Below are 13610 nucleotides of genomic sequence, written 5' to 3'. Positions count from 1 at the left end.
CACCCCTTATATATCTTTCTTCAACGCTACCATTCCGAATCCCATGCTGTTTTTCTCTCCAAAACCCGCTTCATAGCCGATCTCTACAAGCTTTTTCTCGCCCCTGATTTTGAACGGGAAAACCACGGCTCTGACGAACGCGTTTTTCAATTTGATCCTCTTGGTTATCCGCTGACGTGATTTGATGTAATCCCAATCGGGGATGACTTCAACAGTGCCTTCTGGATCTTTTCCGTAAAAAGCTCTGTACTTCTTCATAAGATTTTTTCTGAAAACTTCGTAGAACTCTTCCTCTCCCGGATGAAGATACCTGTGGTAAAGCTTTCCGTTGTTTTCTTCAGGTACACTGACCACAAGCGGTGACAGCATGATAAAGTGGTATTCCGACTGGTCAGGAAGAGAATTTTCGATGTCTATGGATCTCACGATGAACTCTGTTTTCCCTACCCTGATCACGGGATCTTCGGAGAGAGAAGAAAACAGGTACCTGACGAATTCAACTACTGGGGATGAGATGTACCACCATCCTTTTCCTGGAAATATGAAGATTTTCTCACCGCTGACTCTGGAATTTTCAAAGAAAAGCTGTGAAAAAGTGAAAAACTTGAACCTCTTCCCATAACCCTTCTCGTGAAGGAATCTGGCAAAGTTTTCATTCTGTGAAGCCAATCTCTTGTAGATGAAAGAAGAAAGAAAATAGTTGTAATTCAACGGAACAGTGCTTTCCATCGCCTGAAAAGAAACTTTCAATCTCATACTGTTTCCCCCTTGAATGTCTTTGTGATAATTTTATCATTAAAATTTTCTTTGCATACTATTCTTTTTTCTTTGAGTAGTCATTATCGATGATTTTTTTCTGATGTAATAGTCAAGAAAAATTCTCCAAACTCTGCGATTTTTTGTTTGACCAAATATATGCAAAAAGTATATAATTTCCCTGAGGTGAGAGTCGTGAGAAAGGTCTGTCAGTGCTGGTGGTGCGGGTATTGATACTCCCTCCCCTTACCACGAAGAAAAACAAAACTGGGAGGGAAGACTATGGCAGAGGCAAAGAACACTCCGTTGATTGGAAAGGATGCCCTTGGTCGAGAAGTTCGTGATCTTTCTAAAGTCCCATGGTGGGGCGTGGACAGGAAAGAAATAGAGTGGTACCCGACCATCGATTACGATAAATGTGTGACATGTGGAATCTGCTTTGTAACCTGCGGAAGACGAGTGTTCGACTTCGACAAAAAAGAGGGAAAAGTGATAGTGGCGCGTCCTTACAACTGTATGGTCGCGTGTCAGACGTGCATGAACCTTTGTCCGACAGGAGCGATAAGTTTCCCCGATGCTTCCTATATAAAAAAGCTGGTTGCGCAGAACAAAATTGTGAAGAAAGCCTTTGAGATAATAAAGCCTCTCCTGGCCGAAGATCATCTGTCACCAAAAGAAACGGAAACCAAACCCGAACCCTGAGAGGAGGTGAAACAATGATCATAGCCATTCCTGTCTCCGAAAACAGAGGAAAAGATTCTCCCATATCGGAACACTTCGGTAGAGCGCCGTATTTCGCATTCGTGAAGGTGGAGAACAACACAATAGCGGATATCAGTGTTGAAGAAAACCCTCTTGCACAGGATCATGTTCACGGTGCTGTCCCAAATTTTGTGAAAGAAAAAGGAGCAGAGCTGGTGATAGTGAGAGGTATCGGAAGAAGAGCCATCTCTACCTTCGAAGCCCTGGGTATAAAAGTGATAAGGGGTGCATCTGGAACGGTGGAAGAAGTGGTGAACCAGTATCTCTCAGGACAACTGGAAGATTCAGACTACGAAGTTCATGACCATCACCATCACGAACACCACTGAAAAACAAAGAGGGGCTTTGGCCCCTCTTTTTCATTCTAGATCTCTGAGGATGGATTCGAGCCTTGCGAGACGTTCCCTGTTGGCGTTGAGTTTTTCTTTCGTCTCTTCGACCACTTCCTCAGGTGCCTTTTCGACAAAGTCTTTGTTTGCGAGTTTCTTCTCCAGACGATCTATTTCTTTCTGGATCTTCTCCATGATCTGTTTCAATCTCTCTTTTTCCTTTTCGAAATCTATGAGCCCTCCGAGGTCCACGTAGGCCTCTATTTCCTCTTCAACGTAGGCTGTTGCAGTCTTCGGCGGTTTTTCGTTCACGAAACTGACTTCTTCTATGTTTCCGAGAGTCTTGAGAAGGAGCTCTTCTTCTTCCGTGATCTCATAGCCCTTGATGTACACCTTCACCCTCTGAGACTGCGGCAGATTCATCTCGGCTCTCACGTTCCTGACGCCGCGCACCATGTTCATGAGCCTGGTGAATTCCTTCTCCGCGGTTTCATCGATGAGTTCTCTTTCAACCTCTGTCCACTTCGCTATCGTTATGGATTCACCGGCCACGGGAAGTTTCTGCCAGAGCTCTTCTGTGAGGAACGGCATGAACGGGTGAAGGAGTCTCAAGGACGCATCCAGCACCTTCACAAGAACCGTCTGAACAAGGTTCCTCTCTTCGGTCTTCAACCTCGGCTTTGAAGCCTCTATGTACCAATCACAGAAATCATCCCAGAAGAAGTTGTAAATGGTCCTTGCTGCGATGTTGAAATCGTAGTTCTCGAGAGCGTTTGTGACCTCTTCCACCGTTTTGTTGAGTCTCGTGAGAATCCATTTGTCAACCGTCTTGAGGTTTTCGAGAGGTACCTCTTTGTAATCTTCAAGGTTCATCAAAACAAACCTCGTGGCGTTCCATATCTTGTTCGCGAACTTCTTGTAGGCATCGAAGTACCTCGGATCGAGTTTTATGTCCCTTCCCTGAGCGGCGAGTATTGCGAGGGTGAACCTCATCGGATCGGCACCGTACTCGTCTATCACCTCGAGAGGATCGATGCCGTTTCCGAGGGATTTGCTCATCTTCCTTCCGTATTTGTCCCTGACGAGCTGGTGAATGTAGACATGGCTGAAAGGCTTGTCGTTCATGAACTCGTATCCCATCATGATCATTCTCGCAACCCAGAAGAAGATGATGTCAAAGCCCGTGACGAGAAGGTCAGTTGGGTAGTACCTCTTAAGGTCTTCGGTTTCTTCGGGCCAGCCGAGGGTCGAGAACGGCCAGAGGGCAGAGGAGAACCAGGTGTCGAGCACGTCTTCGTCCTGTTTCAGATTCGTGGAGCCGCACTTTTCACACTTTTCCACGTCTTCTTCGGAGACGTTCAGATGGCCGCAGTCCTGACAGTACCAGACGGGAATCCTGTGGCCCCACCAGAGCTGTCTGGAGATACACCAGTCCCTGATTTCGTACATCCAGTTCAGATAGACCTTCGTCCATCTCTCCGGGAAGAACCTTATCTCTCCATTTTCTACGGCCTCAATAGCTCTTTTGGCAAGTGGTTTTGTAGAAACGAACCACTGGTCAGAAAGCTTCGGTTCTATCACCGTGTCACATCTGTAGCAGTGCCCAACAGAATGAGTGTAGTCCTCTATCTTGACGAGAAAGCCCTGTTCTTCAAGATCTTTCACTATTCTTTCTCTCGCTTCATACCTGTCCAGTCCCTTGTATTTTCCACCGTTTTCGTTTATCCTCGCGTTGTCATCGAAGATTTCTATCATTGGAAGATTGTGTCTTTGAGCTATGAGATAGTCGTTCGGGTCGTGCGCGGGGGTTACCTTCACCGCACCCGTTCCGAACTTCGGGTCAACGTACTTGTCCGCAACAACGGGTATTTCTCTTCCAACTAGCGGAAGAATGAGCGTCTTACCGACGAAGTCTTTGTATCTTTCATCCTCCGGGTGAACGGCGACAGCCGTGTCACCGAGCATCGTCTCGGGTCTTGTGGTTGCCACAACGATGTACTCATCGGAGTCTTTGACGGGGTATTTCACGTAGTAGAGTTTGGACTTGTGTTCCTTGTGTTCGACTTCCTCGTCTGAGAGCACCGTTTTACACCTTGGACACCAGTTCACTATGTACTTTCCTCTGTATATCAGACCCTTCCTGTAGAGCTCAACGAACACCTTCCTTACGGCTCTGCTGAGCCCCTCGTCCAGTGTGAACCTCTCCCTTGTCCAGTCCACCGAAGCTCCAAGAGCCTTTATCTGTTCTCTTATTTCCCTCCTGTATTTGTTAGCCCACTCCCAGGTGATCTCGAGGAACTTTTCTCTTCCGATTTCTTCCCTCGTCTTTCCCTGTGTTTGAAGGAGGAACTTTTCCACCGCGTTCTGCGTAGCGATACCCGCGTGGTCTTCTCCGGGTACCCAGAGGACATCGTACCCTTTCATTCTCTTGTATCTGACCACGATATCCTGGAGAGTTATGTTCAGAGCGTGCCCCATGTGGATCCTTCCGGTGATGTTTGGAGGCGGTATCACAATGGAGAATTTCTCTCCGACACCTTTCGGTGTGAAGTAGCCCTTTTCTTCCCAGTATCTGTACCATTTGGTCTCTATCTCAGCTGGATTGTATCTCGTCGAGAGTTCTGCCACTCTCAGCACCTCCTTTTCCTGTGATATTTTATCAGAAACCGAGGATCGCTCCGATCACTCCACACCCAAAAATGATGAAAAGAGGGTGCACCTTGAAGAAAGAACACACAAAAGCGGCAGCAGAAAGCAGGATCAACATAGGATTCTGAACGGAACTGAGAAGCGAAAGAAGAGTCACGATCAAAAGGGTTGTGGTAACCCCTTCGAGCGCTTTCATCAACCTCACTCTCTGAAGCTTCACGTATTTTCTGAGGAAAATAGCAGCGGTGATAACCAGAATGGGAGCCCCAAGGAAGGCGAGCGTGTTCAACACAGCACCTATCAGACCAAAAAATTTGTATCCCGTGTAAGTTGCCAGGTTTATCGCAACGGGACCTGGAGTCATTTGAGCGATCGAAACCGCCTGGGAGAACTCTTCGAGAGAAAGAAAACCACCGATGATGAGTTCGTCTTTGAGAATTCCAACGATTGCCCAGCCGCCCCCAAAAGAAAGGAAGCCAACTTTCAGAAAGATGAAGGCAAGCTTCAACAAGGTTCATACCTCCTTCAGATACAGAAGCAGAACGAGCAAAATGACCACCGGAATCACGAGGGATCCATTGAGAAGCAGAACAAAAACCGCTACTCCTATCATGACGGCTCTGTAGAGATTCCAGCGCTGGTTTCTCACGAGCCGGTACAGAACACTCCCTACAAGTCCGATTATGGAAGCGTAAGCACCTCTCAGAAAACTTCGAACGTAACTGATCCCTGAGAGAGTGCGTATCACTTCTGCAACCGCAACTATGGCAAAAAACGGTGGTAGCACAACGGCCACGCCAGAGGCGATCGCACCGTAGATACCTCCGATTCTCCTTCCCACAAGCACCGCAGTGTTGAAGGCGATAGGACCCGGTACCACCTGAGCTGTGCTCACGATACGAAAGAATTCTTTCTCCGTCAAAAGGCCGGATCTTTCCAGCTCCCATTTCATCACGGGAATCATGGCGTATCCTCCACCTATGGTGAGGGCGGAGATCCTCAAGAAAAGGAAGAACAGTCTTCCAATCAAATTCGATCCCTCCTGAACTTCGATTTTAGAACTTTTTCCTTCAACTCAAATTTCCATTGAGTTAAATCTGAATATGATTTAATAGTATCAAAAGAAACCGGGAGGGATCGAGTTGGTACTCGTCGTGGATTATGGCTCTCAGTACTCCAGACTCATAACAAGAAGGATCAGAGAAAACGAGGTCTATTCCGAAGTGGTCTTCCCCGATGATAAGGTGGATCTTTCGAAAGTAGACACCGTGATCCTCTCCGGTGGTCCAAGAAGCGTTTATGAAGAGGACGCCCCAAAGCTTCCAGAGTGGTTCCAAGAATACAAAGGTCCAGTACTCGCCATATGCTATGGAATGCAGCTGATCGTGAAAGAACTAGGAGGAGAGGTCAAGAGAGGACGAGGGGAGTACGGAAGAACTCTCGTGGAGCTCTCGAAGGACCCAATATTCGAAGGAATTCCGGAGAAGGTTCACGTCTGGATGAGCCACGGTGATGAGGTGGTGAGGCTTCCGGAAGGGTTCCACCCGATCGCCGTGTCCGAAACGGGTGTGATCGCCGCTGCCACAGATGGAAAAAGGTTCTGGCTGCTCCAGTTCCACCCGGAAGTGCACCACACCGAATACGGTGATCGTATGATTTCCAATTTCCTCTTCAATGTGTGTAAACTCGAGAAAAACTGGAAGATAGGAGACCTCGTGGAAGAGAAAATAAGACACATCAAAGAGACAATAGGGAACAAAAAAGCGATCCTCGCGCTTTCTGGAGGAGTAGATTCTTCCGTTGCAGCGGTCCTCGTGCACAGAGCGATAGGAAAGAACCTCGTGTGTGTCTTCGTGGACCACGGCCTTCTCAGAAAGAACGAGCGAGAAGAAGTGGAGAGGGTCTTCAAGGAGCACTTCGACATGAATCTGGTGGTTGTGGATGCCAGGAAGAGATTTCTCGAAAAACTCAGAGGAGTCACGGATCCGGAGAAGAAGAGGAAGATCATAGGAGAAGAATTCATACGAGTGTTCGAAGAGGAAGCGAAAAAACACGATGTGGAATTTCTTGTTCAGGGAACGATCTATTCAGACGTCATAGAAAGCGCCGCATCCGGAAAGACGACTGCGAAGATAAAGAGCCACCACAACGTGGGTGGTCTTCCAGAGAAGATGAACCTGAAACTGGTAGAACCCCTCAGAGACCTCTTCAAAGACGAGGTGAGAAAAGTAGGAACGTATCTCGGAATACCGGACAGGATCATAAACAGGCATCCGTTCCCTGGCCCTGGACTCGCCGTGAGGGTGCTGGGAGAGGTCACGGAAGAAAAGCTCGAAATCCTGAGAGAAGCGGACTACATATTCATAGAAACTCTCAGAAAGCATGACTACTACGATAAAGTGTGGCAGGCGTTTGCGGTTCTTCTTCCTATAAAAAGCGTAGGCGTGAAGGGTGACGCGAGGGCGTATGAGTACGTGGTGGCGCTTCGAGCCGTGAACAGCGTGGAGGGGATGACCGCAGACTGGTCCAGGATTCCGCATGATATACTGGACGAGGCAGCAAGAAGGATCACAAGAGAAGTGAAAGGTATCGGCAGAGTGGTCTACGATATAACTTCAAAACCGCCTGCAACTATAGAGTGGGAGTGAGAACTTGGAAGAACTGCTGAAAGAACTTGAAAGGATACGAGAAGAAGCAAAACCGCTCGTTGAACAGCGGTTCGAAGAGTTCAAAAGATTGGGCGAAGAAGGAACAGAAGAGGATCTCTTCTGTGAACTCTCTTTCTGTGTTCTCACAGCCAACTGGAGTGCGGAAGGTGGAATTAGAGCGCAGAAAGAAATCGGAAAGGGTTTTGTGCATCTTCCCCTTGAGGAACTCGCGGAGAAACTGAGAGAGGTTGGACACAGGTATCCTCAAAAGAGAGCCGAGTTCATAGTAGAAAACAGAAAACTGCTGGGAAAGTTGAAGAACCTTGTGAAGGGTGATCCTTTTCAATCCAGAGAGTTCCTAGTAAGAAACGCAAAGGGGATCGGCTGGAAAGAGGCAAGCCACTTTCTCAGAAACACCGGTGTGGAAGACCTCGCCATTTTGGATAAACACGTTTTGAGACTCATGAAAAGACACGGCCTGATTCAGGAGATACCAAAAGGATGGAGTAAGAAAAGATATCTCTACGTGGAAGAGATCCTCAGAAAAGTCGCCGAAGCGTTTGGAGAATCTCCCGGGAAGTTCGATCTCTACCTGTGGTACCTTGTGAAGGGAAAGGTGGATAAATAGGGGGTGATGGGGTGCGAAAATACGTGTGGATAGTCGTTTTCATTGTGCTGGGAATCTACTTTCTCACCGGTGTGTATCAGGTAGGACCCTCCGAAGTCACCCTCCTCAAGACTTTTGGAAGATTCACCTCGGTCGTTCCTTCAGGAATCCACTACCACCTGCCATATCCGATTCAGTCTCATGTGACCGTCGACGTCACAACTGTGAGAAAGATCGAAATAGGATTCAGAAGCATTCAGCGAGGGGAGAGGATCTCTTACCAGTCGGTTCCTCAAGAAGCCATAATGATCACAGGAGACAACAACCTCGTGAGTGTGGAAGCGGTGGTTCAGTACAGGGTGAAAGACCCCGTCGCTTACGCCTTCAACATCACAGAAGCGGATTCCATCGTGAGATTCACAACAGAATCTGTTCTTCGTGAGAAGGTGGCGATGAGAAGCATCGACGACGTGCTCACCTCAGGAAGAGATGAAATAGGATTCGAAACTGCCCGGATGCTCCAGGAGATTCTCGATTCCTACAACTGCGGTATAAAGGTGGAAAACGTTTATCTCCAGGAAGTGGTCCCGCCAGATCCCGTTGTTGACGCCTTCGACGATGTGAACAACGCTCGTCAGGACAAAGAACGTCTCATAAACGAGGCAAGAAAATACGCCAACGACGTTGTTCCAAAAGCCCAGGGACAGGCACAAGAGATACTGAGACAGGCAGAGGCCTACGCTCAGGAAGTTTATCTGAAAGCGCTCGGCGAAGCGAAAAGATTCGAAGAGGTGCTGGAAGAATACTCAAAGGCTCCTGATATCACGAGAAAACGAATGCTCCTCGACGCTCTCCAATCTTTGCTTGAAAAATCCGAAAACAAGGTTTTCTTCGTGGGAAACGGTGATTCTCTGAACATTCTCAACATTTCCGACCTTCTGAAGGGGATGGGAAAATGAAAATCTGGATGCTTTCTCTTCTGATCATTCTGATCGTAGTGGGTGCGATCCTTTTGTTCTCTTCTTTCTACGTCCTGGATCAGACACAGCAGGCAGTGGTTTTGAGATTCGGAAAGATCGTCGCGGTGGAAACGGAACCCGGGCTTCATTTCAAACAGCCGTTCGTTGATAATGTGGTGAGGTTCGATAAAAGAATCCTCCTCTACGATATAGAACCAGAAAAGATCATAGCCGCCGACAAGAAAACACTCGTGATAGACACGTACGTTCTCTGGAGGATAAAAGATGCGGAAGCGTTCATAAAATCACTGAAGAGCGTGAAGCTCGCTCTTCCAAGAATCGACGATGTGGTTTACTCACACGTGAGAAACATCTTCGCAAAAGCAAACTTCGACGAGATCATCTCCGAGAAGAGAGAAGACCTTTTGAGGGAAGTCACGGCTCTTTCAAGAGAAGATCTGAAGGACTTCGGCATAGAAGTGGTCGATGTGAGGGTGAAGCACGCCGACCTTCCCGCTGAGAACGAAAAGGCCGTGTACGAAAGAATGAAAGCGGAAAGATACAGCATCGCTGCACAGATCAGGGCTGAAGGTGAAAAAGAAGCAAGAAAGATACGTGCAGAAGCCGACAAGACAGCGAAGGTTCTGATCGCAGAAGCTCAAAGCAAAGCAGAGCAAATCAAGGGAACCGGAGAAGCAAGCGCGGTGAAGATCTACGCGGAGGTGTTTTCAAAAGACAAGGACTTCTACGAATTCTGGAGAACGATGGAGGTTTACAGATCCATCGAGAAAGGAATTCTCATAATTGGAGACGAACTCGATGCACTGAAATACCTCAAAACGAAGAGAGGGAACCTCCCCTCACTTCATTTTTAAAAAGTTACTCACACCGAAGAGTATCCTGAAAATCCATATGTTGAATCTGTTCACCCTGTTCTTTTCGGGACCGTAACCAAAATTCTTCACTGGTCTGAGAAATTTGTACCTTCCAGCGTTGTGAACGATGGGAATGAGCTCACCATTTTCGAGATAGAACTTCGAATCTTTCACGTAGAATTTTTCTCGGGCCGTTGAAGGGATGAAGTTGTACTTCGAAGGAAGTTCCACGTGAGGGCTCTTGTAGATCACGTAGTTTCCAATGACGGTATCTCCACCCCAGACGTTTATGTTTTTCAGACGTCTTTCCATTGTTCTTGCAAGCTCAATGAAACCTTCCCTTGGTGCTATTATCACACCCATGTTGAAGAGCTTTTTGTTTGAAAGAAAAGACTTTATCTCCTTTCCATTCACAAGGTCTTCTTCCTTCACCACGAGATCTATGGGTGGACTCAACCGCTCCACAACGGCTCGAAAAGCATCTCTGTGTTCCTCGAACAAGTGCGAGATGTCACTCTGGAAGATGATGTCTCCGCCATCACAAAACAGGATCTGATCGTACTCAGGATGATTCTCAAGAAAAATGGCAAGATTGATGAAACGCGTGTTGTTTATGAGTCCAGAACGCTCCACCGCTGGAAAGTTGATGATCTCTTCAGGAAGTCCTGCAAGACCGTAGCTTATGACGAGAACGTCTGTGTTGGTCAGATTCACATTCTCCTTCAGAGATCTGTACCAGTCGTTCACCAGAAAGTCCCTTATTCTGTCGTTACCTGCCGTTGCTATCAGATTCAAAGACATCCCTCCTGAGTCTCTTTCTGAGATTTGCCATTTCGATCGCTACCATCGCTGCTTCAAAACCTTTGTTTCCACTCTTTGCTCCGGCTCTGTTGAGGGCCTGCTCAAGAGTGTCCGTGGTGAGAACGCCGAAAACAATAGGAATATCAGAGGTCATATTGAACTGCGCCACTGATTTACCTATCTCGTTCGCCACCACGTTGAAGTGGTACGTCTCTCCCCTTATCACAGCACCGAGAACGATTATAGCATCATGCACACCGAGATCGAGGAGTCTCTTGAGCGTGTATATCGCTTCCATACTTCCCGGAATTCTCACAACCGTTATGTCTTCGTCCGAGACACCGTGTCTTTTCAGCCCGTCGAGCGCTCCCTCGAGGAGTTTCGAAGTGACAAGATCGTTGAACCTCGGAACGACTACGGCTATCTTCAAACCTTCTCCTCTGTAGTCTCCCTGAACAACCTTCATGAATTCACCTCCCTGAAGATTTCTTCGAGTTCGTGTCCGAGCTTTTTCATTTTTGTCGAAAGATAGAACCTGTTATGAGGTGTCACTCTTCCGTACAGTCTCTTCGTTTCGACAACTTCGATCCCGTATTTTTCAAGACCAGCCGTCTTTTTTTGGTTGTTGGTGAAGAGAAGAACCCTTTCGATGCCAAGGGCTTTCAAGATCTGCGCCGCCGGTGCGTAATCTCTTTCGTCCTCAGAAAAACCAAGAGCCCTGTTCGCCTCCACCGTATCTAAACCTTCGTCTTGAAGGGAATAGGCCGCTATTTTGTTCGAAAGGCCGATTCCTCTCCCTTCCTGTCTCAAATAGATCAGGATACCTCCGTGAGCTGACATGTATCTGAGAAAATTCGCCAGCTGTGAACCGCAGTCACACCTCAAAGAAGAGAGAACATCCCCGGTCACGCATTCGGAGTGTATCCTCACCGCAACGGGTTCTTCGAGAGGTTCCTTAACGATCGCGAAATGCTCTTTGTCATCGAGGTGGTTTTCGAAAGAAACAACCTTGAAAACACCGAAATCCGTTGGAAGTGCCGCCTCGGCTTTTTTCTTCATGAGAAGCTTTCTCTTCACAAATTCACGCCAGACATCGTCCATCTCCAGAACGGGGAGGGAAAATTTTTCTGAGAGCTTCAAAACATAATCCAAATTGTGAGAATTTCCCTTTTCATCCAGAATTTCCACGATCACGGCGTAACGGCTGAAACCTGCGAGCTCAGAAATTTCCAGAGATGCCTCCGTGTGTCCTTTTCGTTTCTGGAAACCGATTCCTCCTATCACCGTGACGTGACCTGGGTACCTGAACTCATGGAAATATCTGCCTTCTGCCAACTTTCTGCACGTCTCTGCCCTCTCCAACGCCGAAATCCCGGTACTAGTGCCCCAGTCCACCGGCAAGAAGTAGTTCGCTCCGTAGTTTGAGGAAAGTTTTACGAACCCTCTCTTCAAAAGATCTTCCTCGTCGGCTGTAACACAGAAGAGTCCTTTCCCGTATGTGACGAAAAAGTTCACAACACCTTCGGTGATCAGCTGAGCGGGAAAAACGAAATCCGCTTCGTTCTCTCTGTTTCTGTCGATCAAAACGACAGGTTTTCCTCCCTCAAAAGTCTCTCTCAGTTCTTCCACGGTCTATCACCCCTTTCAGGTAGCGAGCGATGATATCGATCTCGTAGTTAACGGGATCTCCGGGCACCAGATACTGGAGGTTTGTGTTCTCGAACGTGTGTGGAATCACCTGAACACTGAACGTATCCAGAGAAGTTTCAACGACGGTGAGGCTGATACCGTTCAACGCGATAGAACCCTTCGGAACGATCGCCCATCTTTCCGCCGGCATCGAAAAGAACATGAAATAGCTGTTTCCGCGCCTTTCCATTCCGACAAACCTGACGGTACCGTCCACATGGCCCGTTACCAGATGTCCTTCAACTCTGCCGCCGAGAACCAGAGATTTCTCAAGATTGTAAAAACGGGAAACGAAAAGATTGGTTCTACTCCTCGTTTCCTCACCCACATCGAACCAGTACTCTTCTTCTGAAAGCCCGGAGACAGTCAGACACACACCGTTCACCGCTATACTTTCTCCCAGTTTCACTTCCCACGTTCTTTTGAAGAAGATCCTCTCTCCCCTGATGTACCCTCTTTCCACCTTCTGAACTATTCCCGTGAACACGGTCTCATCTCCACCAGAAACTCCGAATCGGAAAACTCCACGTTCACCACTTTGAACTTTGGAGGAACCGAAACATCTGACAGATAACAGGAGAAGGCATCAAGCCCCTTTCCGAAAATCTTCGTCGAATAAAAACCAAAAACCACATCTGCGTGATCTAAAAATTCGCTGAACACCTTCGATCCACCTTCCACCAAGACAGAATCGATACCCCTTTCGTAAAGACCTCTCAATATACTCTCCACAGAACAATCGTTCAGAACCTTTTCCACATGTGGTGGATATTCCGCCTCTTCACTTTCTGTGAAAACGATCACCCGAGCGTTTTCTTCGAACACTCTGAACACTTTCCCACCCAAAACACCCTTTCTGTCGAGGATCACCCTCACGGGATTTCTGCCTTCTTTCAGTCTGCAGGTTAGCTGAGGATTGTCCTTCAAAACCGTTCCAGCACCGACGAGAACAGCGGAGTAAATGTTTCTCATCTCGTGAACCTTGAATCTGAGTTTGTTTGTGATCCATTTGGAATCTCCTCTGTGATCAGCTATTTTCCCATCTAAGGTGGATGCGTACTTCAGCGCGACGAATGGCCTTTTCTCTGTCACGTAAGTGATGAAGAACTCACACAGTTTTTTCACTTCTTTTTCCAAAACACCTTCTATCACTTCGATCCCGTGATTTTTGAGTTTTTCCACACCGTTTCCCGAAACAGGATTTGGATCCCTTGTTCCGATCACAACGGTTTTTATTCCACTTTCTATGATCAGATCTGTACATGGAGGTGTCTTTCCATGATGATCACAGGGTTCAAGGGTGACTATGAGAATCGCTCCTCGTAAATCTTCTCCATTTCTCTTTGCATTTTCTATCGCTACCCTCTCAGCGTGTGGACCTCCAAAATAGGGATGAAACCCCTCCGCGATTATCCTGCCGTCTTTCACAACGACCGCACCAACTGGTGGATTGGGGTTCACCCTTCCAAGTCCTTTCTTTGCAAGTTCTATCGCTCTTTTCATGAAAGTTTCATACATACAACACCCTCCCTGTG

General features: G+C 47.5%; 15 protein-coding genes. 6 read left to right on the top strand and 9 right to left on the bottom strand.

Annotation, left to right across the window (positions count from 1 at the left end; translation table 11 throughout):
* Positions 1–6 precede the first annotated feature (6 nt).
* Positions 7–756 carry a CRISPR-associated endoribonuclease Cas6 gene (gene cas6 / locus MC24_RS02550; RefSeq protein WP_008194392.1) on the bottom strand — a complete coding sequence of 250 codons (750 nt, stop codon included), beginning with the start codon at positions 754–756 and terminating at the stop codon, positions 7–9.
* A gap of 282 nt (positions 757–1038) precedes the next feature.
* Here cas6 and MC24_RS02545 point away from each other — a divergent pair, with 282 nt between their 5' ends.
* Together MC24_RS02545 and MC24_RS02540 are read left to right on the top strand one after the other, a co-directional pair.
* Positions 1039–1458, top strand: a complete 420-nt coding sequence (locus MC24_RS02545; RefSeq protein WP_008194389.1) for a 4Fe-4S dicluster domain-containing protein — start codon at positions 1039–1041, stop codon at positions 1456–1458.
* 14 nt (positions 1459–1472) lie between these two features.
* Positions 1473–1847, top strand: coding sequence for a NifB/NifX family molybdenum-iron cluster-binding protein (locus MC24_RS02540; protein WP_008194387.1), 375 nt, complete (start codon positions 1473–1475; stop codon positions 1845–1847).
* Positions 1848–1877: 30 nt separating this feature from the next.
* Here the strand turns inward: MC24_RS02540 and MC24_RS02535 are convergent, their stop codons facing one another.
* Genes MC24_RS02535 through MC24_RS02525 form a run of 3 tightly spaced genes read right to left on the bottom strand, consistent with a single transcriptional unit; the run spans position 1878 to position 5526 of the window.
* The gene (locus MC24_RS02535) at positions 1878–4475 is read right to left on the bottom strand and encodes a valine--tRNA ligase (RefSeq protein WP_008194385.1); all 2598 of its coding nucleotides are present in this window, start codon (positions 4473–4475) and stop codon (positions 1878–1880) included.
* A gap of 31 nt (positions 4476–4506) precedes the next feature.
* Positions 4507–5007 carry a chromate transporter gene (locus tag MC24_RS02530; protein ID WP_038052232.1) on the bottom strand — a complete coding sequence of 167 codons (501 nt, stop codon included), beginning with the start codon at positions 5005–5007 and terminating at the stop codon, positions 4507–4509.
* A 3-nt stretch (positions 5008–5010) separates the two neighbouring features.
* The gene (locus tag MC24_RS02525) at positions 5011–5526 is read right to left on the bottom strand and encodes a chromate transporter (protein WP_008194381.1); all 516 of its coding nucleotides are present in this window, start codon (positions 5524–5526) and stop codon (positions 5011–5013) included.
* Positions 5527–5638: 112 nt separating this feature from the next.
* Here MC24_RS02525 and guaA point away from each other — a divergent pair, with 112 nt between their 5' ends.
* From guaA to hflC, 4 genes are read left to right on the top strand one after another with little or no spacing between them, the layout of a single operon-like run.
* Positions 5639–7144, top strand: a complete 1506-nt coding sequence (gene guaA, locus MC24_RS02520) for a glutamine-hydrolyzing GMP synthase (RefSeq protein ID WP_038052230.1) — start codon at positions 5639–5641, stop codon at positions 7142–7144.
* Positions 7145–7148: 4 nt separating this feature from the next.
* Positions 7149–7772, top strand: coding sequence for an N-glycosylase/DNA lyase (locus MC24_RS02515; RefSeq protein WP_004082367.1), 624 nt, complete (start codon positions 7149–7151; stop codon positions 7770–7772).
* 11 nt (positions 7773–7783) lie between these two features.
* On the top strand, positions 7784–8710 hold the full coding sequence (gene hflK, locus MC24_RS02510) for an FtsH protease activity modulator HflK (protein WP_038033138.1): 927 nt from the start codon (positions 7784–7786) through the stop codon (positions 8708–8710).
* On the top strand, positions 8707–9585 hold the full coding sequence (gene hflC / locus MC24_RS02505; RefSeq protein ID WP_038052228.1) for a protease modulator HflC: 879 nt from the start codon (positions 8707–8709) through the stop codon (positions 9583–9585). The genes hflK and hflC overlap by 4 nt, the downstream gene beginning before the upstream one ends.
* Here the strand turns inward: hflC and MC24_RS02500 are convergent.
* The 5 genes from MC24_RS02500 to ribD are packed head-to-tail and all read right to left on the bottom strand — an operon-like array spanning position 9571 to position 13593.
* The gene (locus tag MC24_RS02500; RefSeq protein ID WP_156105021.1) at positions 9571–10386 is read right to left on the bottom strand and encodes a glycosyltransferase; all 816 of its coding nucleotides are present in this window, start codon (positions 10384–10386) and stop codon (positions 9571–9573) included. The genes hflC and MC24_RS02500 overlap by 15 nt on opposite strands.
* Positions 10355–10852, bottom strand: coding sequence for a 6,7-dimethyl-8-ribityllumazine synthase (gene ribH, locus MC24_RS02495; protein ID WP_038052224.1), 498 nt, complete (start codon positions 10850–10852; stop codon positions 10355–10357). Before ribH ends, MC24_RS02500 begins: the two co-directional genes overlap by 32 nt.
* Positions 10849–12015 carry a bifunctional 3,4-dihydroxy-2-butanone-4-phosphate synthase/GTP cyclohydrolase II gene (locus MC24_RS02490; RefSeq protein WP_038052221.1) on the bottom strand — a complete coding sequence of 389 codons (1167 nt, stop codon included), beginning with the start codon at positions 12013–12015 and terminating at the stop codon, positions 10849–10851. The genes ribH and MC24_RS02490 overlap by 4 nt, the downstream gene beginning before the upstream one ends.
* Positions 11990–12562 carry a riboflavin synthase gene (locus tag MC24_RS02485; RefSeq protein WP_038052219.1) on the bottom strand — a complete coding sequence of 191 codons (573 nt, stop codon included), beginning with the start codon at positions 12560–12562 and terminating at the stop codon, positions 11990–11992. The genes MC24_RS02490 and MC24_RS02485 overlap by 26 nt, the downstream gene beginning before the upstream one ends.
* Entirely contained in the window at positions 12547–13593 is a 1047-nt protein-coding gene (ribD, locus tag MC24_RS02480) for a bifunctional diaminohydroxyphosphoribosylaminopyrimidine deaminase/5-amino-6-(5-phosphoribosylamino)uracil reductase RibD (RefSeq protein ID WP_038052217.1), read from the bottom strand. The genes MC24_RS02485 and ribD overlap by 16 nt, the downstream gene beginning before the upstream one ends.
* Positions 13594–13610: the final 17 nt, after the last annotated feature.

This window comes from Thermotoga sp. Mc24 (genome assembly GCF_000784835.1).
Lineage (GTDB): Bacteria > Thermotogota > Thermotogae > Thermotogales > Thermotogaceae > Thermotoga.
This window is presented reverse-complemented; position numbering and strand designations above follow the sequence as displayed.